Consider the following 18,570-nt stretch of genomic DNA (forward strand, 5'->3'; position numbering starts at 1 on the left):
GCCCAATGATGCGTACCTCATATTCGTTACGTCGCCTACTCTACGCGGTTCCCATTTGTATCGGGGTGGGTGTCGTGTGTTTTTCGCTCATCTATCTTGCGCCTGGAGATCCGCTCCAGACGATTCTTCCGGCGGATGCAACGCCTGAAGTGATAGAACTGATGCGACGAGCATACGGGCTGGACAAGCCGATCTATCAACAGTTCCTTTTGTGGCTGTATCGCGCCTTCCAAGGAGAGTTCGGCATGTCGATCAGCTCCGGTCGTCCAGTGATCGTCGAAGTCTCACAAGCCCTCCGCAACACCGCGACCCTCGCGATTTTTGCGGTTCCGCTGTCCATGGGGCTGGGATTTGTGGTTGGGGCATTGGCTGGGTTCTTCCGCAAACGCTGGCTCAACGGGTTGGTCACGGGCCTGTCCACGCTCGGCGTGTGCGTGCCGAACTACTGGCTCGGCATCGTCCTGGTCATCATCTTCTCCGTGAAATTGATGCTCCTTCCCTCCTCCGGGATGGGAAGCAGCGGCTCCGCCGACTTCAGTCTCCTTCGTTGGGAAGACGCGCGCTTTCTGATCCTGCCGGTCGTGACGCTCTCACTCGTGCCCTTGGGCATGGTGGCTCGCTCGACCAAGGCCGCTGTCGAAGAAGTCATGAACATGGAGTTCGTGCAGACGCTGCGGGCCGTCGGTCTCTCTGAATTCGAGATCCTCCGGCACGTCATCAAGAACGCTCTGCCCGCGGTCTTGTCGGTGATGGCACTCCAGTTCGGCTACCTGATGGGAGGCTCCATTCTTGTGGAAACAATCTTCAACTGGCCCGGAACGGGGTATTTGCTGAGCAAAGCTATCGTCAATCGCGACATTCCCGTGCTGCAGGGGACGATCCTTTCGCTTGCGCTGATCTTCGTCTTCGCGAATCTGATCGTCGACCAGTTCCAGTCCTTGATCGATCCTCGAATCCGTCGCATATGAAATCAGAAGCGATCGTCGCTCTTCCTGTCGAGAGAGCGCCAGCAGCTATCGGGTACTGGCAGCAGGTCGTTGCGCGGCTCTTCAAGAATCGTACCTTCCTTTGCGCTTTCGCCGTCTTAAGTGCTCCCGTGATCCTGGCCGTCTTTGCGCCACTGATCGCGCCGTTTGACCCGTATCAACAAGACATGCTGGCGCGCATGAAGAGCTTCGGCTACGAGGGCCACTGGCTCGGTACCGATGAACTGGGTCGCGACGTCCTGTCGCGCTTGATCTATGGCGCCCGTATCTCCCTAATCACGGCGCTGGTCCCCGTACTTGTCGCCTCGCTGATCGGAGGCTCGCTAGGCATCATTGCGGGAATCGTCGGTAGCAAGGTCAACTCGCTCATCATGCGCTGTATGGACGTGTTCTACGCGTTCCCTTCCGTCCTGCTAGCAGTTGCGATCTCAGGCGCCATGGGAGGCGGACTGGCCAACGGAATCGCCGCGCTCTCCCTGATCTTCATCCCGCCGATGTGTCGAGTTGCCGAGACGGTCGCATCCCAGTTGCGTGGTCTCGACTACATGGACGCGGCACGCGGCGCAGGTGCCAGCACGTTCTTGATCATCACCTACCACGTGCTACGCAACGTGGTAAGCCCGATTCTGGTGTACGCATCCAGTCTAGTGGGCGCGAGTATCGTGCTCGCCAGCGGTCTCAGTTTTCTTGGATTGGGCGTGCAGCCGCCGACTGCCGATTGGGGGTTAATGCTGAGTTCCTTGCGGCAATCCATCTACATCCAACCATGGGTTTGCGCGATGCCAGGTGTTGCGATTGTATTGACCGCCATGTGCTTCAACTTTGTAAGCGACGGCGTGCGCGACGCGCTGGACGTGAAATCATGAACATCGTTCGGATCAACACCTTGCACGTGGACAAGCGCGATCGTGGCGGCCCCAATCAACCGCTGTTCATCGCCAATCGGCTGAACAAGCGATTTCCACTGCGCGGCACCTCGAAGCAGGTGCACGCCGTCAACGACGTATCGTTCAATATCCTCAAGGGCGAGACACTTGGCGTGGTCGGCGAATCCGGTTGCGGCAAGTCGACACTGGGTCGCCTGCTGCTTCAACTCATTGAGCCTAGCAGCGGCGAGGTGATCTTCGACGGGGAATCCGTTGGCCACGATATCTCGATCAGGGACTTGCGCAGACAGGTCCAGATGGTGTTCCAGGATTCGTTCGGTTCACTCAACCCACGACTCTCGATTCTTGATTCCGTCGCGTTCGGCCCTGTTGCACATGGCTCGACGAAGAGCGATGCCCTCATGATCGCACGCGACGCTCTGCGTAGCGTGGACCTGAACCACGAAGAGTTTGGACACCGCTATCCACACGAACTGTCGGGTGGACAGAAGCAACGTGCAAACATTGCTCGCAGCCTGGCACTGCGACCTCGAATGCTTGTGCTCGACGAGTCGGTCTCCGCGCTCGACAAGACGGTTGCAGCAAAGGTAATTCGGCTTCTCGAGAGACTCAAGCGCGAGTTGTCGTTGACCTACATGTTCATCAGTCATGACCTTGATGTCGTACGGCACCTCAGTGATCGTGTGATGGTCATGTATCTTGGTCGGGTTGTGGAGATTGGAACCGTCGAGGACATTTTTGACCACCCGATGCACCCCTATTCACGCGGCCTCCTGCAAGCGCGTCCCACCAGCGACCCGCGCCAGCGCACATTGAAAGCACCAATCGATGGAGAACCCCCTGATCCGGTCGATCCACCGGGCGGTTGTGCTTTCCATCCACGATGCGCACACGCAGAGGCTGCCTGCCGCTCAGCGGTGCCGATGCTCACCGAAGGGCCGCATCAGGTTGCCTGTGTCATGTACGTTGCCAACTCCGGGCACAGCCGAGCCCCGCGCGAGTCAATGAAACCAGCCCCAGTTGTGGAGGCCGCATGAGCCCGGTGCTTGATCGATTTCCTCTCGAACTACTGCGTGTGCGCGATCTGCGAGTGGACTTTGCGGGTCGGCGCGGTACGTTCTCGGCGGTGAAGGGGGTGTCTTTCGATGTGCACGCAGGCCGTACGCTCTGTCTGCTCGGAGAGTCCGGATCGGGCAAGAGCGTCACTCTCAAGAGCGTCATGCGCTTGCTCCCGAATAATCTCGAGTGCATATCGGGTTCGATCCGATTCGAAGGCGCTGAAGTCCTGGACATGGGTGCCAGCGCGCTACGAGACCTCCGCGGCGCAAAGATCTCGATGGTGTTTCAGGAACCCATGTCGGCCTTCGATCCTGTGTGCACGGTCGGCCACACCGTCCTTCAAGTCATTCGGCGCCACACCGGAAGCAGCCATTCCGAAGCCCAGCGACGCGCTTTAGAGCTGTTCGATATGGTTCGCATTCCTTCAGCCAAGCGCCGGCTCGAAGCCTATCCGCACGAGTTGTCGGGCGGACTGCGACAACGCGTGATGATCGCTCTCGCGCTCTCCTGCAAGCCGTCGTTGCTGCTCGCGGACGAGCCGACCACCGCGTTGGACACCACCGTGCAGATCCAGATTCTTCTGTTGCTGCGTGAGCTGCAGCAGGAGCTCCGTATGGGGATGATCTTTGTGACCCATGACCTCGGCGCAGCCGCAGAGATTGCAGACGACGTGGCAGTGATGCTCAAGGGCGAGATCGTCGAAGCGAACGACGCAGTGTCCTTGCTCACAGCTCCGAGTCACGAATACACGACAGAACTCATCCGCTCGTCGCGGCTGGACGAGCCACGATACGCCGCCGAAGCGGCAGCCCCGGTGCAAACGGCACAACTCAAATGAAAGTCAAAGACATGACCCAGATTCCAGTTATTGATCTCCAGGCCGCGTTTTCAGGGGCTCCCGGTGCACTGGATGCAGCAGCCGATGAGCTCCAGTTCGCCTGCGAGAACATCGGGTTTCTCTACATCAAGGGCCACGGTGTCGATGAGGGCATCGTGGACAGCACTTTTGCAGCGGCCAAAGTCTTTCACGATCAACCGCTCGAGCAGAAGTTGAAGATTCTCGTGAACGAGAATATGCAGGGCTATATGCCGATCCACGGCAGCACGACGCGCTCTTCCAAGTTGGCCGGCGCGAGCAAGCCCAACGAGAACGAGGCATTCTTCCTGCAGCGTGAGATTCCGCCGACGCACCCGAAGTTCGGATCTCCCCAGCGAACCGCCAATGTGTGGCCCGACGGACTGCCCGGCTTTAAGGAAGCGGTGTTGACTTACTACAAGGCAATGGATGGCCTGATCGCCCGCCTGCTGCCGCTGTATGCAAGAGCGCTCGACATGCCGGTCGACTTCTTCGCGAATGCGTTTCAGGAATCGATGTCTACGCTTCGCCTCACGCACTATCCCAAAATGGAATATGCAGAAGGCAGCTTCGGCGTCGCACCTCATACTGACTCTAGCTTCATTACGCTGCTCGCGCAGAACAAGATTGCAGGTCTGCAACTGATGAGCCAGGGCGGCGAATGGATCAATGCGCCCGCCATCGATGGAACCTTCGTCGTAAATACCGGGGACATGCTCAACCGCTGGTCCAACGGCCGCTTTCTATCCACGCCGCATCGTGCGTACAACCTGTCGAATACCGAACGCTACGCAATCCCCTACTTCTGCCATCCCGATCCCGATTTTGCGATGAAATGCATTCCATCCTGCACAAGCGAACAAAATCCTCCCAAGTTCCCGACGCAGACTTCGCTGGAGTACATCGAGTGGCACAAGTCGCGCAACTACCATCACGTCAACAAGGAGTTGAAGGAAGTTGCCTGAGCCACACATCGATGTTCTCCAGCTTGGCCCCTGGCTTGGTGCGGAACTGCGCGAGGCGATTGCCGCCCCCTTCGTCGTCCACTCGCTTTTCGACGCATCCGGCCCGCACGCCGTGTTCGAACGATGTGCCTCACAGATCCGCGCGCTGATCTGCCACAGTGGCGGACCGTTGACGACACGTGCACTGCTGAACCGGCTCCCCAAGCTAGAGCTCATCCTGAATCTCGGTGCTGGTACGGAATCCGTCGACACAGAAGCCGCACAAGCTCGTGGAATTCCGGTGCTCAACAGTGTCGGATTTAATGCCGTCGACGTGGCCGAACTGGCCATGGGTCTCGTGCTTGCCCTTGGCCGGGATCTGGTCGAAGGCGACCGGCATGTGCGTGGCTTGCACTGGCTTCAGGGGCGCTCGCCCATCGTCCACCGTGTCAGCGGCAAGCGCATCGGCATCTTGGGCATGGGCGCGATCGGCCAGCAGATCGCCCGCCGCGCGGCCGCCTTCGACATGGAGGTGACCTATTTCTCGCGCCGAGCCGTACCCGATGTCCCGTGGCAATTCGTGCCAGATCTCCTGGCGCTCGCACGCCATGTGGACTATCTCGTCATGACCCTCCCTGGCGGCGAAGCAACGCTACACCTTGTCGGGGAAGCCGTACTGAACGCACTTGGCCCTACAGGCTTCATCGTGAACGTCGGACGCGGGACGGTGCTTGACGAGAAAGCTCTGGCGGCAGCGCTTCAGGAAGGCAGGATCGCTGGCGCTGGCCTGGACGTTTTCGAGGACGAGCCGAATGTGCCCGACGCACTTCTCCTAAGCAGACAGACGGTCCTGCAGTCGCATCGCGGCGGCCTGACCTTCGAGGCACACGATGCGATCGTGCAAGAGACCGTCGCGCGCCTGCATCGTCACTTCAAAGGTGACCGGACGTTCAAGTGACTCCTCTGGGTGTTGATTTCCACGGAATCCTGATCCGGTGGGGGTATGGACAAAAGCTTGGACTGCCAAGAGATGCAATGGATGCCTCACTGCCTACGGGCAGCACAAACGCCGCCAGGAGTACCGAGATGAACAGCGCGACCGTTGTGGGCGTGTGGCTTGCCCGCTAGACAAGCTGGACCCTCGACTGGACACGGCATCAAAGTGCCCATGGCGTCGTGATAGACCAATGTCCTCACAAACACCAGCGAGGTTCCGTCATGCATCGTCGTACTGCATAAAGCGAGGGGCAAATCATCGGCCAGATGAGCGGCCTGCAGGTCATTGGGCTAGACATCGCCAAGAATGTGTTCCAGCTTCACACCGTGGACATGAGCACAGGCGAGATCGTCAACGTGCAGCTCAAGCGGGCCAAGGTGTTGGGGCACTTCACCAAGCGTGTGCCGTGCCTGATCGGCATCGAAGCCTGCGGCGGAGCGCACCACTGGACCCGTGAGTTGACGGCGCAGGGTCATACCGTGCGGCTGATCCATGCCAAGGCCGTGCGCCCGTTCGTGAACGGCAACAAGACCGACGCCACGGACGCACGCGCCATCTGGCTGGCGATCCAACAGCCGGGCACCAAATTCGTGGACGTGAAGACGCTCGCGCAACAAGCCACGCTCACCTTGCATCGTCAGCGCGAGATGTTGATGCGGATGAAGATCATGCAGATCAATGCGTTGCGGGGGCTGCTCTATGAGTTTGGGGCCACCTTCGCGCGAGGCAAGAAGGCGCTGCTGGGCGAGTTGGAGCTCGCGCTGGAGGCGCTTGCCAACAGCATTCCACAGTATGTCGCCGACAGCCTGCGCGAGCAGGCCCAGCGCATCAAGCAACTGGCGATGGACATTAAGGCCATCGGGGTGCGACTTGCTGAGGTCCTGCGCATTGACGTGGACATGAAGCGCGTGGTGGCGATACGCGGAGTCGGCCTGCTCTCGGCTACGGCGGCCATCGCCACGATGGGAGAAGCCAAGGCATTCAAGTCTGGGCGCGAATTCTGTGCCTGGTTGGGTCTGGTGCCTAAGCAACGGGGCACAGGTGGCCGGGTGACTCTGCTGGGGATCTCCAAGCGGGGCGCCACCTACCTGCGCACCTTGCTTGTTCACGGCGCTCGTGCGGTACTGAGACATGCGAAAGAGCCCGGCCCATGGCTGGAGAAACTCCAAACCAGGAGGCCGCCGAACGTCGTGATCGTGGCACAGGCGGCCAAAATGGCGCGAACAATCTGGGCCGTCACGGCCCGACAGCAGGACTGTGAATGCGGCCACCAGAGCACCAGGCCGCTTGCGTCTTGAACTGATAGTCAAACATCAACCCAAGAAAGGAGGACGTGAGCCTTTGAAGGCGATGAGGCAGCAACGAAGCAGCGTGATGTGAAACAGGTCAGACCGGGACGAGCTAAACCTGGATGAACTACCGGACTTCAAAAGTCCGTCCTAAGAGATGAGGTGCTCGTCAGCGGATTACATCGGGGCCAGTGGACAAGGGGCAACCCATCATCCACATCACAGGCCGGATACAAGGCGGCAGCCGACTTCTTCACAGAGCGTTGCGGGTTACTACTCATGGCCGGGAGGCATCCATACAAGGTAGTTCATGTATTCGTACAAAGACAGGATCCGAGCAGCTGTACATCAAGCTCGGCAAATCGCGTCAGGACGACCAGCGTCAGCGTAGGCATGGACTCGCGCGGATGCAGGCCTGAACTCGAGAGAATGACCACTGGTAGCAGTTGGCGTTTCAGACGACGCCGCAGAAGATGAGCACCACGAGATTGACGAAGGCCCAATCAATCGGCATCAATGCTTCGTGAGATGTCTGCCGAGAGAGCCGCCTCATGATCACCGTGTCCTTTTCGCACCTCAGGGAACATGTCTATCCATCGATCCCAAGCGGGCTCGCCCGCGAACGCTTTCTGCATGAACTCCACAAACGTGCGGACCTTGGCAGACAGGTAGCGCCTGGTCGGATAGACGGCCATGAGGGTGACCGGTCGGAACTGCCAATCCAATAGCAGCGGAACCAAGCTACCCCGCGCAATATCGTCGCCAACCATGAATGTCGGCATCACGATGACGCCCTCATCCGCCAACGCTGCTGTACACAAAACGTCACCGCTGTCGGCGCGCATGCTACCCCGCACAGGGACAGAGATGGTGTTTCCGGCTTGGGAGACAGTCCACGTTTCTGAGTTGGCGCCGGAAGTCTTGGTCAAGCAGTTGTGCCTAGTCAGTGCCTCCGGCGTTTCTGGCGCACCATGCTTCGCCACGTAGGCTGGCGACGCGCAGATCACCATACGGATCGGCGCCAGATGTCGTGCGACGTAGGTCTCCCGGTGCTGCGGGGTCGCGCGAATGGCCAGGTCGAAGCCCTCGTCCACCAAGTCAACCATTTGATCGGTCAGGGAGACTTCAAGTTGAACGTCTGGGTACTGATTTCGATACAAGGGAAAGAGGGGTGCCAGATGGCGCTGTCCGAATGACAACGGCACGCTCAGGCGCAGCAGTCCGCTCGCCGTGAGTGTGGTCCAGGTGACTTCGGACTCTGCCTCCTCCAAGTCCGATAACAGCAGGCTCGCCCGTGCGAAGAAGCGTTCTCCCGCCTGCGTCGGGCGTACCCGACGCGTGGTTCTCTGCAGCAGGCGAGTCCCGAGGTGAGCTTCGAGGTCGACGACGAGGCGCGAAATCGACGTTTTCGACACTCCCAGTGCTTCGGCGGCACGCACGAAGCTGCCGGCTTCCACGACTGCAACAAACGCCTGCATGGCGTTCAATCGATCCATCAGCCGTCCTTTATCCCGGATTCCGGGACAAATAATGCCACACGACGGCGTTTATTTCGAGCCTGTGGATGCGTATCGTTGAGCTGCCCACACGAGTTCGCTGAGACTGTACAACGCAAATATGAAAGTTGGCGCCAGCAACCACTTTCCTGCCAAGCACCTATCTGGTCGCTCGGTATTCACTGCAAATCAATAAAGTCCTACATGAAAAGTATCACCGGGCATCTCTCCTCGTCGTCCCCCAATTTGTTCGCATCCGTGCCCCACACCCAAGCACCCTCGGCCAACCTTGCAACTGCTCGCGCGGAGCGCAAGGCACAGGATGCCGAAGCCGCGCACATTCACTCTCGGCGAAGGTGTCCCGGACTGATCACGCAGTAGCCGGGCACGCAAGCGCCGAGACCGCCCGTGCTTTCGCACCTGGCGAGGGGCAAACCTCAAACCGACGGCGACCACCAAGGCGTCGCGCAGGCGAACAAGACGGGCCGACAGCGTTCGTCCGCTGCGCCGAGCTGGCAGCGTGAACGGGCAAGGCTGATCTCGGAGATGCGCCGCGTGGTTGTGTGTTCAATCAAGGAATGCGCACCGCACAACGACAGGGAAGAGATTCACGCAGAAGCAGTGGCTGCCCGATTGGGCATGTGTGCGCCGACAACATGCGTTGTCTTTTTTTGACCTGAAGGCGGCGGGGCCGCCCCCTTGATTCGTATGCAAGCTTTTCCCAATGCGGGTGCGTTGCGCGCCCCTCGTTCCCTGGACGACCTGCTCCTGTACCGGCTGTCATGTGCAATACGCGCCAGCAGCGGCATGGCGATCCGCATGGTCGAAGGCGGGTTCGGCGTCACGCGCCGCGAATGGGGAATGATCGGCATGCTCTCGCAGATCGGAGAAGTCAAGTCTTCGGTCCTCGCCGAGCGCTTGCACCTGGACCGTGTGCGCACCTCGCGCAGCCTAGGCAGCCTGGTGCGGAAGAAATTGGTGGAGCGACGGCAGGACGCCGTGGACGGCCGCGAAGTGCATGTGCGCCTGAGCCCTTCGGGCCAGCAACTCTTCGCCGACTTGTTTCCCCGCATCGCGAGCCTCAACGTCGACCTCCTCGACGGCATCGATGCTGCGCATATCGATGGCTTGCTGCATTGCCTTCGGCGGCTCGAACTGCGTGGCAGCGAACTGAACGCAAGAGGCTTCGTGCCGGAAAAAGCCGACCGCCGCCTAGGCGGAACGCGCCACCGATGGCCCAGGCATGGTGCCTGACGAGGAGCTTGTGTGGCCTGTGCTTGTCCAAACTGAAGTAGAAGCTGCCGACTGCAGCAGACCTTGACTCAAGCCTCGAACGCTCTTCAAGCAATCGCCTCCCGTGCAGAACACTTCCGAACGGATTGCTGACAACCCTCGTGCCCGGGTCGTTGGCGTGTTCGCTTCCCTGCATCGCCGGGCTCCGCTTGGCCGGTAGCGCCGACCTGCCCGACAACGTGCGGCGCTAGCCATCTCCGGCCATTGCGGGTCGCGCGAACGACATGTCTGGCCGCCTCGTGCATGCGCCGCAGTTCTCGCCGCCTTGCGCATCGAGGTCCGCCTCCTTCCATCCGTTCTTGGTAGGGTATGACCTCTTCGGCACGTAGCTTGGTGCGTCGCTGTTCGACAGGTACCGGAGCAGCCTTTAACTGCCCTCCTGCGGCAAAGGGCAGTGAATCACCGAAGGAACTGTGGGGACAACAACCAACCCACTGGTGAAGGACTTGAGCGCCAGCTAGCCGTCCGCCGATGGGACGACAGAAGCCAGTTCTGCAACGCGTGAGGCACAGAGCAAGCCCCATGCGGACCCACGCACCCGCCAGATTCCCAGGCCAGCGGGGAGGAGTCGGTCCACATCCTCCGCGGCAACAGCGTGAGTTGCTTGCATACGACCAGTTCGAAACCGCGCAACACCGAAATCGGCATCTTCATCTCCAGCCCGCAGATCGCGTAGCAGGTTACCGGCCTGATCCGCCTCGACGGGACGTATCAGCTGCGATTTGGACCTATAGGCACCATCGAACGGGCGAGCCCAGCGTCGGGGGACGCGGCGAACTCCATCCTGCACCAGGAGCCCAAAGCGGACTTCTGGTCGCGCTGGAAGCTAGTGCGGCCGATACCTTAGAAGCTGTACCAAGCCGGGAGCTTTCATCAACCTATCCATCTACTTTCTCAACAAGGATCCAGGACGCTCTTCAAGGACGTACCCTTCGCCTCGCACTGTATGCAACAGCATCACCTCGAACGGTGCATCAAGCTTGCTGCGCAAACGAAAAATGGCCACGTCAACTGCATTGTTCTTATTCTTACTATCGAAATCCAAATCCCATACGAGCTTGGCGAGCAGAGGCCGTGAAAGTACCTTGCCCTGATTGCGAAGCATCACCAGCAGCAGCGCGAACTCGGTCCCGGTCAATTCGAGTTCGACCCCATCGCGGGAACACTTCGCGCTACGCTCGTCGAGTTCCAGGTCGGCCAGACGAAGCACCTCCCGATGGCACCTGCTGGTTCTGCGGGCCAACGTCCTGACGCGAGCAAGCAGCTCGGAGAACGGGAACGGCTTGACCAGATAGTCGTTAACACCCAGTTCCAGACCTGCCATGCGTGCGGCAACGCTGTCGCGTTCGGTGAGGACCAGAAGAGGGGTATTCGTTTTGTGCCGGATCACTCGAAGGGCATGCAATCCGTCCACGCCGGGCCGCACGGAATTCAGAAGGATGAGCGCGTAATCCTCTGCAATGGCTGAGCTTGTCACTGCATTCTCGCTGTTCACTGTGTCGACGGAGAAGCCATTTCTCTCCAGCCCCTCGTTGAAGGTCCTGTACTGGGTTGCCTGGTGGTCAATGAGCAAGATCCGCATGGGATCCTTGTCTTCGTCGCGCCGCGTGCCGCGTGCGTCCTTGGTACCAAGAAATGAGTTACTTGGTGCGGCTTCAAAAGGAAATGGGAAAACACTAGGTCGCACAAGTTTTCCTGTTCCAGCGTGCAAGTGGAGCTGTTGCACTTTTATAGGTTTGCGACCAGTTATTGACCTAATTCATCATTTCCACCGATGAAACGGGCGTTGCCTCGCTGTGTAAGCAAAGACGGTGTTCGATCCACTCGACTCGGGCTTCCGGGGTCTCCGTCAAATGTTGGGGCAAGCGAAAGCCCTCAACCCATGTTCATCTTCTGCTCGGCGCCATTTCATGTGCGCTTCACCCTTCGTGCCTGCCGTGCCGGTGCCGTTCGGATCTCGGGTCAAGCCATCAGGCTGATCCGATACCCAACCATCTCGAACCAAAATCAAGATGAAGACATTCATCCGTACCACCATCGCCAGCTTTCTGATCGCGGGAGCGACCCCGCCGGCTGCCACCAAGGAAAAGGCCGCCGACCGGAGCATCACGGAACGCAGTCCTGGGCGTGCAGCAGGCCTGATGGAACACGCAGTGTTGTTCAAGCCCACGCTCACGACATCGCCATAGACCTTTTGCGCCGCCCGCGAGAGCGCATTGGCGTATTTAGCAGATGGCGACGTGACCTGTCCCGGCGATACCGGTTGCGCCTTGAAATGCTGGACCAAGTGCGAGATCCCCTGCAGGGCCGTATTCCCCCACGGCGACACGGCCAACAATCTGGGCGACGTGCTGTTCGCTGGCCCGCACGACAAGGTCGCTACGGCGGGCAAGACCTGGACATTCGGGGAAGACTGTGCCGACAAGCTGCGCATCGTCGTGCATCACTTGTCGCTGCCGTACGCCCAGTACAGCACTTCAAGTGCCGACACACCATGGCCCTTAGTCTTGCTGTGTCACCAGAGTAGATTTACTCCTGCCCTTCCGCAGCACGGACACTGCCTGAGACGAGCGATCAGTTGGTGGCTCAGTCGATGGCGAAGTGTCTTGATCGACGTCGGCACGTGGCGCTGCGCGCGCAGGACTGCCGCGGGGGATGTAGTCCTCGGGAAGTGGAGGCACTTGGCGTTCGATGAAGTTTTTTTACCGCCGACAGACTTGTCGGAGACGAGGCGTTCAGCCATGAGGAACCCGTAGGCCGCGATGCTCAAGGCGGCATGGTGGTGGAACCCCCGCCACCCTCGGCCCTCATAGTGGCCGAGCCCGAAGTCCTGCTTCAGATCCTGGTAGTCGCGCTCGATGCGCCAACGCTGGTGGGCAACGTCGACCAAATCGTTGATCGGCGTGTCCTCTGGCAGGGTGGACGAGAAGTACTTGCTCGGCTCAGCGTCGCCTGCTGGCCACTCGATGAGCAGCCAATGCTCGGGACGCAGACGTGCCTTGCCCGTATTGCCGCCAGCGTGGCGCACCCGCACAGCCGCAAAGCGGTCCTTCAGTGCGTCGTTGGTTCCCTCGCGCCAGCTAATGTTCTGGAACGCTCGGCTTGGCAGCGAATGCGCCAATGCCTTGACGCTCATGGGCTGCAGCGACGCCGTGCGCCTGGGCATCACTGGCGGTCGGCCCATGCCGCTGTAAGGCTTGGGTGGCAGCGGCTGCACGGCAGGCGGCCAGACCACGACGGTAGATGTGACATCTACCGCATAGAGCAAGCCCATGTTGCTGAGCGCCTGACGAAAAGCGTTGTCCACGCCGTAGCCAACATCGGCCAGCACGCAATGGCGCGACGCGCCTTCATCCAGCAGCGTACGCAATTGCTGCAGCGCGATCTGCGTCTTCGTGGCGAAGCGCACTTCATCGGGAACGCTAGCCTTGGTGCGACGTTCAGCATCTGCCGCCCAATCCTAGGGCAGGTACAGTTGCCAGGCCACGGGCAAGTTGCCCTGTTTGCTTGCCAGCGAGATGCTCACGGCCACCTGGCCGCTTTCCTGCTTGCCGAGCATCCCGCTTGCCGAGCATCCCGCAGTACTGGCGCGTGACCGGCCGAATGGCGGCCCTTCTTCGGGAACCCGGTGTCATCGATGATTCACCAGCCGCCCCGGCTGAAGTCCATCCTGGGCATCACCCATTGGCACACGCGACGCAGCATCTGGGTGTCGGACCACTCAGCCTTGGCCACGAAATGGTGCAGTGACTGGTCGCGCGCTGGCATGCGTCGGATCCACCCGCGCAGCCACGGGCTCAACGCTCTTGCGCGATAAGGGGAGCATCAAGCCCGTGCAGTAACCACGAAGGCCTGCGTGCCGATCCGTGTGACCCAAGCCTGCGCTCAGGTGCTCCAGGTAGCTATTGAAGCGCTCGGCTGCATTCATCAATCCTCCGTTGTGAAGACGGGAGGATCACGTTATTTCATTTATGACACAGCAAGATTAGGGAATCGACATCTCGGGCTGCTCACAGCTTCAACTCAACGCGATAGCGAGACAATTGAATGAGAGGCCGCACAAAACGCTCGACTTCCACACGCCCGTTGAGATGTTCAGCGAATGTGTTGCATCGACCGGTTGAATCCGCCACTTATTTCCGGCAGCACAGCCTCCGTCGCTGACCGGTTCAGCCGTGTGCAAGAGCGCCGCCGGCCGGTGGACCCAATGCCGCCTGCAGCCGGTCGCGCATACGGCCAGTGTGGGCCAGCGTTTCATCGAGTCGCGCAGCCAGCGTATCGATGTGGTCGCGCATCAATTGCTCCGCCTTCTTCATGTCACCGTCCTCCATCGCATCGACGATCGCGGCATGGTCATCATTGGAGTACTGCGCCTCGGTCTGCGACTGGTAGAGCGCCGACACCAGCGTGGTGCGCGCCGACAGGTCCAGCATCATCGCGGTGAGAAAGCGGTTGCCCAGGCATTCGGCCAGGCACACGTGGAACTCGGCGAGCAGCACGCTACGCGTGCCGGCATTGGACTTGGCGATAGCCTCGCACTCCTCGGCCACATGCTGGCGCAGCAACTTGATCGCTGACTGCAGCGGGCGCCCTGCGTCACGCAGCAAACCCGGCTCGATCACGCGGCGCGCCGCATAGGTTTCGCAGGCCTCCTCGAACGAAGGTTCGACCACGTACCATCCCATGCGCGAGCGCACCTCGACAAAGCCGCGTGCCTGCAGTTGCATGAGCGCCTCGCGCACCAGCGTACGGCTGACACCGAACACATCTGCCAGCTCCTTCTCTCCAAGGCGCTCGCCAGGCCGCAGCTTGCGGTCCAGGATCGAGCGGACAATGCGCTCGGCAATCGAGAGATTGGAGGTCAAGCGCGAATCGGTGCGATCGCGGTACGCGGCCGCAGCGTCGCCATGATCAGGTACGTACCGCCGCCAATCAGCACGCCGAAAAACCAACCATAGGTATTCCACCAGACGGGCAGCAGGCTGGTGAAGTTGGGCAGGAATGTCGAGAACACGCTGCCAACTGCTGCGGCGACCAGCGCATTGACGTTCCAGCCACCTTCATAGCGGTATTCCCCGTGCTCCTGGTACAACGCGGCCACGTTGATGTTGCCTTTGGCCACTAGGTAATAGTCGACCAGAATGATCCCGAGCAGGGGACCCATCGTGGCACCGATGGCGTTGACAAAGTGCGCAGCGTTGCCTTCCCACGGCGCGAACGGATAGAGCGCCAGCGCAATCGCCGCAGCGACGTAGCCGCCCTTCTTGAAGCTGATCTGCTTGGGGAACACGTTAGAGATGTCGAACGCCGCCGAGACGAAGTTGGCCACTACGTTGATGCCCAGCGTGGCCACCGCGAAGGTCAGCGCGGCGATGAGGGCCAGCACCCAGCTGTCGAACTTGGCCGAGACCTGCTCGGGGTGCAGCAGCACCTCGCCATACACCTTGAAGGCTGCGATGGTGGTGATGCCGGCGACCAGCGAGAACGCGATCAGGTTGACCGGCAAGCCCCACAGGTTGCCCTTCTTCACCGCATCGCGGTTCTTCGCGTAGCGCGAGAAGTCGCAGAAGTTGAGGTAGAGCGCCGCGAAGTAGGTGATCCAGGTCGCGGCCACAGCCGTCAGCGCCCAGAACGAACCAGGCTCGCCGCTGACGCCGGCATCCTTGGTCTTTTCGAGTAGCACGTTCATCGGGATGCCGTGATCGAACGAAAAACCGCCTGCCTTGATGCACAAGCCGATCGCGAGCAGCAGCATCGCAACCCAGACCGCGGGTCCCGCCCAGTCCTGGAACTTGCGCACCGTCTCCATGCCCTTCTGGATGATGAGCAACTGTAATGCCCAGATCACCACGTAACAGATCACCTCCAGCCCCGAGTGCCCGAGGAAGTGCGTGCTCTTGTGAAAGTCGAGCATCGCGTCGCTGCGGATCAGCAGCGCCACTGCTGCACCCGAAGCCGCCGCAGTTTGTGCGCCGTACCAGAAGCAGGCCACTACCGCCCGCACCATCGCCGCCAGGTTAGCGCCCCAAACGCCGAAGGAGGCACGCGCGAGCACCGGGTACGGTACGCCGGTCTTCTCGCCAGCGAAGCCGATCAGGTTCATCAGCGCGAAAATCACCAACGAGCCGAGCCCGATCGCGAGCACGAAGTTGGTGAAGCTGCCGCACAGCAGAAACAGGCTGGCGGCAAGGTAGTAGCCCCAGAGGCTGTGCACATCCGAGGTCCAGACGTTGAAGATGCTGAAGGCACCCCAGTTTCGCTCCTTGACGGGCGCGAGATCTTCGTTGTACAGGCCAGGGGAAGGGTTGTGGATTTCCATCTGTCGTCTCCTTTAACTTCGTGGAACTGAGAACACCGCCCGGCGCCCCTTGCCGGGGATGTCCGTGACCTGAAACGCAAGATGGTATGCAAGGACTGTATGCAATTTTTGTCGCGATCTTGAACGGGTTAACCCTGACGGCGGTGTGCACTGATGAATCGCCTTGGGTTTTCTATAGCTACCTCCGAGCTTCAATTCCGAGGCTCGATAGAAGGTGCCACGAATTGGCACAGATGCCCTGAGGAATCCAAGGCCGAGGCGGTCAAGCAGCTCACCGAGCGCGGATACAAGGCCGATCCTCAGCCTTGCTTGATGTCGCCACGCAAGTCCCGTACCAGAGGATCAGAACGCAAGGTGCACCAGCCACCAAGTAGAAAAAGCCGCTCGATGCGAATGCACGAGTGAGTGGACCGGGAGAGTTGCCCCAAGCCCCTCGCAGAGCCGGACGTGCGCCTCTCGACTCGTGCGGCTCCTGTCATCCAGCATTCGGCTCATCCGATCGACCCATGCACAAACGCAGCACGGCGGCCCCAGGGCGCGCGACGCGCGCGTTGTGTAGCGCGCCAGATGCGTGCATTTGCGGCGGCTTTGCGTCGCCGCGACCTGTTACCCGAACTCGACAAGGGAACGCGCAAGCGGCGAGGCGCTTGATGGCCTCCCACCGATTCTGCAAGTCCTACCGCCTCGGTCTTGAACTCCTCTGTGCAATGTCGTTTCGACTTCTTGCCACCCCATATCTCGTTTCCCCATACGACTGAGGTTGCCAACTTCTTGCTGTACGAAAAATCGAGGCGGGGATCAATAACTGATGCCAAGGGAAGTTTCGTCTTTCTACATCCAGGCGCTTGTTTCGACCCGCGCCTGGCAAGCTTCTATCTTGAAAACCTCGTCGGCAACCCAGTCGAAACCGGCGTCGCGGCATCGCATCTGGTGATGGCTGGCGTACCGGCCCGGTATCCGTCCATCCGCTTTTGCCTCGCGCACGCAGGTGGCATCTTCACTTCACTGGTGGGGCGGATGCAGCGAGACTTCGAGACTCGCCGTCCCGGCGTCAGTCTCGATGTGGAGCTGCCCCTACAAGCCGCCCGACGCTTCAATATCGATAGCATCGCTCCCCAACCAGATGCACTGGAGTTGGCGAAAACGATCTTCGGTGCGAATCATGTGCTCTACGAGTCGGACTGGCCGTTCCCGATGGGAACTGCGGACTGTTGATGGACAGATTCGCCGCGTGAGGGTGATATTGACCTGGCCTCGTTCCCATATGCGCCAGGTTGCTGCTGCACTTGATACGCCGCCGCCTCGATCTCAATGAGGTGGCGCGTGTTTACCTACGTCAAGCGCACTCGCCCTCTCCCGCAAGCCGTCGTTGCCGCTGCTGGCAGCGGATGCGCCCACCACCGTGCAGATGGCCAGGAGGGGTCGGCCGGCGTTGCATGAAAGGTCGGGCTTCGCGGCCGCAAATGGCATGCTCGCAGTGGGATACTTGTGAGCCATCGCCGCAGGTGCTTCTGTTCGTGAGAGCTCGGCTTGTCCGGACCGCGGCAGTAAGCAGTGCCAAATGGATAACATCGGCACGGGGGCGGGCTGCCACGGCTGTGCTACATCAAGTGAATGTGAGCCATGAAGTCAAACACTTCTAAAGCGCCTCAGGCAGAAGCCGATGCTTCCTTGGGGCCGTTACAGCGGGCGATCGCGATGTTGCGAACACTGGCCATGGGCAGTCGCAGGGGCGTGCCTCTCACCGAATTGGCGCAGCAGACAGGATTGCCGCATTCCACTGTGCATCGCCTGCTCGCTCAGATGGCGGAGGAACGACTGGTGGAGCAGCACGCCGAGTCACGGCGTTACTTACTGGGACCCCTGGCCTTCGAACTCGGCCTTGCTGCCGAGCAGCACTTCGACCTGAGGAGCAGGTGCCGTCACCTCCTTGAGAGCCTCGCGCGCGAGACGGAGGATACGGCCTACCTTATCGTGCGCGGCGGTATCGATGCAGTGTGTCTCGACCGAGTGGAAGGCCTGTCACCTATCCGGGTGGTGACCCTGGATATCGGAAGCCGGCGACCATTGGGGCTCGGTGCGGGTGGACTGGCGATTCTTGCGGCGCTGCCGGACGAAGAGCGCGAAAGCCTGCTTGCGGATCTGAAGCCGAAGATTGAGAAACAGTGGCTCCTTCCAGGGCACTCGCTCGCTCGCTCCGTTCAACAGGCGCGAGACGATGGGTACGCCCTCATCCGCAATCGCATTACGGCCGGCACGACGGCGATCGGCGTCTGTGCGAAGGATAGCCAAGGCCGTCCCGTCGCGGCGCTCAGCGTAGCCGCTGTCAATGCCCGCATGGGTGCTGCACGGATAGACCGTGTGCACCAGTTGCTGATAGAGGCAACGCGCGAAATCCAATCGCTTCTGGGCGGCTACAAGAAAGCCTAGGGCACTCGCTGAGC

Annotated in this window: 15 protein-coding genes and 2 pseudogenes; 11 read left to right on the top strand and 6 right to left on the bottom strand. The window is 60.3% G+C overall.

All coding sequences use genetic code 11. The annotated features are described in order from the left end of the window. Positions 1-5 precede the first annotated feature (5 nt). The 7 genes from BLW48_RS04120 (at position 6) to BLW48_RS04150 (ending at position 7,027) form a co-directional block, all read left to right on the top strand. Positions 6-968, top strand: a complete 963-nt coding sequence (locus tag BLW48_RS04120) for an ABC transporter permease (RefSeq protein ID WP_218137489.1) — start codon at positions 6-8, stop codon at positions 966-968. Then, positions 965-1,852 carry an ABC transporter permease gene (locus BLW48_RS04125; RefSeq protein ID WP_093172820.1) on the top strand — a complete coding sequence of 296 codons (888 nt, stop codon included), beginning with the start codon at positions 965-967 and terminating at the stop codon, positions 1,850-1,852. Before BLW48_RS04120 ends, BLW48_RS04125 begins: the two co-directional genes overlap by 4 nt. Further along, entirely contained in the window at positions 1,849-2,910 is a 1,062-nt protein-coding gene (locus BLW48_RS04130) for an oligopeptide/dipeptide ABC transporter ATP-binding protein (RefSeq protein WP_093172822.1), read from the top strand. Before BLW48_RS04125 ends, BLW48_RS04130 begins: the two co-directional genes overlap by 4 nt. Continuing rightward, positions 2,907-3,770: an ATP-binding cassette domain-containing protein gene (locus tag BLW48_RS04135; protein WP_093172824.1), complete on the top strand. Its 864-nt coding sequence runs from the start codon at positions 2,907-2,909 to the stop codon at positions 3,768-3,770. The genes BLW48_RS04130 and BLW48_RS04135 overlap by 4 nt, the downstream gene beginning before the upstream one ends. Next, entirely contained in the window at positions 3,767-4,753 is a 987-nt protein-coding gene (locus BLW48_RS04140; RefSeq protein WP_093172826.1) for an isopenicillin N synthase family dioxygenase, read from the top strand. The genes BLW48_RS04135 and BLW48_RS04140 overlap by 4 nt, the downstream gene beginning before the upstream one ends. Then, complete coding sequence (locus BLW48_RS04145) at positions 4,746-5,690, top strand: 2-hydroxyacid dehydrogenase (protein WP_093172828.1); 945 nt, start codon at positions 4,746-4,748, stop codon at positions 5,688-5,690. The genes BLW48_RS04140 and BLW48_RS04145 overlap by 8 nt, the downstream gene beginning before the upstream one ends. A 305-nt stretch (positions 5,691-5,995) precedes the next feature. Continuing rightward, positions 5,996-7,027, top strand: coding sequence for an IS110 family RNA-guided transposase (locus BLW48_RS04150; RefSeq protein ID WP_093172830.1), 1,032 nt, complete (start codon positions 5,996-5,998; stop codon positions 7,025-7,027). 494 nt (positions 7,028-7,521) lie between these two features. Here the strand turns inward: BLW48_RS04150 and BLW48_RS04155 are convergent, their stop codons facing one another. Beyond that, positions 7,522-8,514: a LysR family transcriptional regulator gene (locus tag BLW48_RS04155; protein ID WP_093172832.1), complete on the bottom strand. Its 993-nt coding sequence runs from the start codon at positions 8,512-8,514 to the stop codon at positions 7,522-7,524. A 708-nt stretch (positions 8,515-9,222) separates the two neighbouring features. On the opposite strand from BLW48_RS04155, the gene BLW48_RS04160 reads away from it, so the two are divergent. Continuing rightward, positions 9,223-9,768 (top strand): MarR family winged helix-turn-helix transcriptional regulator, encoded by a 546-nt coding sequence (locus tag BLW48_RS04160; RefSeq protein ID WP_093172834.1) that lies wholly within the window; start codon positions 9,223-9,225, stop codon positions 9,766-9,768. A 925-nt stretch (positions 9,769-10,693) separates the two neighbouring features. Here the strand turns inward: BLW48_RS04160 and BLW48_RS04170 are convergent. From BLW48_RS04170 to BLW48_RS04180, 3 genes and pseudogenes are all read right to left on the bottom strand, one after another. Beyond that, entirely contained in the window at positions 10,694-11,389 is a 696-nt protein-coding gene (locus BLW48_RS04170) for a winged helix-turn-helix domain-containing protein (protein ID WP_177142258.1), read from the bottom strand. A gap of 267 nt (positions 11,390-11,656) precedes the next feature. Further along, the gene (locus tag BLW48_RS35325) at positions 11,657-12,094 is read right to left on the bottom strand and encodes a hypothetical protein (protein ID WP_177142259.1); all 438 of its coding nucleotides are present in this window, start codon (positions 12,092-12,094) and stop codon (positions 11,657-11,659) included. Between the two features lie 214 nt (positions 12,095-12,308). Next, a pseudogene (locus BLW48_RS04180) lies at positions 12,309-13,735 on the bottom strand (IS701 family transposase). Positions 13,736-13,796: 61 nt separating this feature from the next. Between BLW48_RS04180 and BLW48_RS35770 the strand changes: the two are divergent. After that, positions 13,797-13,931 (top strand): annotated as a pseudogene (locus BLW48_RS35770) (IS30 family transposase); the annotation flags it as partial. Positions 13,932-13,976: 45 nt separating this feature from the next. Here BLW48_RS35770 and BLW48_RS04185 read toward each other — a convergent pair. Further along, complete coding sequence (locus BLW48_RS04185) at positions 13,977-14,672, bottom strand: GntR family transcriptional regulator (RefSeq protein WP_093172838.1); 696 nt, start codon at positions 14,670-14,672, stop codon at positions 13,977-13,979. Next, complete coding sequence (locus BLW48_RS04190) at positions 14,669-16,126, bottom strand: NCS1 family nucleobase:cation symporter-1 (RefSeq protein ID WP_093172840.1); 1,458 nt, start codon at positions 16,124-16,126, stop codon at positions 14,669-14,671. Before BLW48_RS04190 ends, BLW48_RS04185 begins: the two co-directional genes overlap by 4 nt. Before the next feature lie 771 nt (positions 16,127-16,897). Here BLW48_RS04190 and BLW48_RS04195 point away from each other — a divergent pair. Next, on the top strand, positions 16,898-17,341 hold the full coding sequence (locus BLW48_RS04195; RefSeq protein WP_177142260.1) for an amidohydrolase family protein: 444 nt from the start codon (positions 16,898-16,900) through the stop codon (positions 17,339-17,341). Between the two features lie 408 nt (positions 17,342-17,749). Continuing rightward, positions 17,750-18,556, top strand: coding sequence for an IclR family transcriptional regulator (locus BLW48_RS04200; protein ID WP_093172844.1), 807 nt, complete (start codon positions 17,750-17,752; stop codon positions 18,554-18,556). Positions 18,557-18,570: the final 14 nt, after the last annotated feature.

This window comes from Variovorax sp. YR266 (assembly GCF_900107295.1).
GTDB lineage: Bacteria > Pseudomonadota > Gammaproteobacteria > Burkholderiales > Burkholderiaceae_C > Variovorax.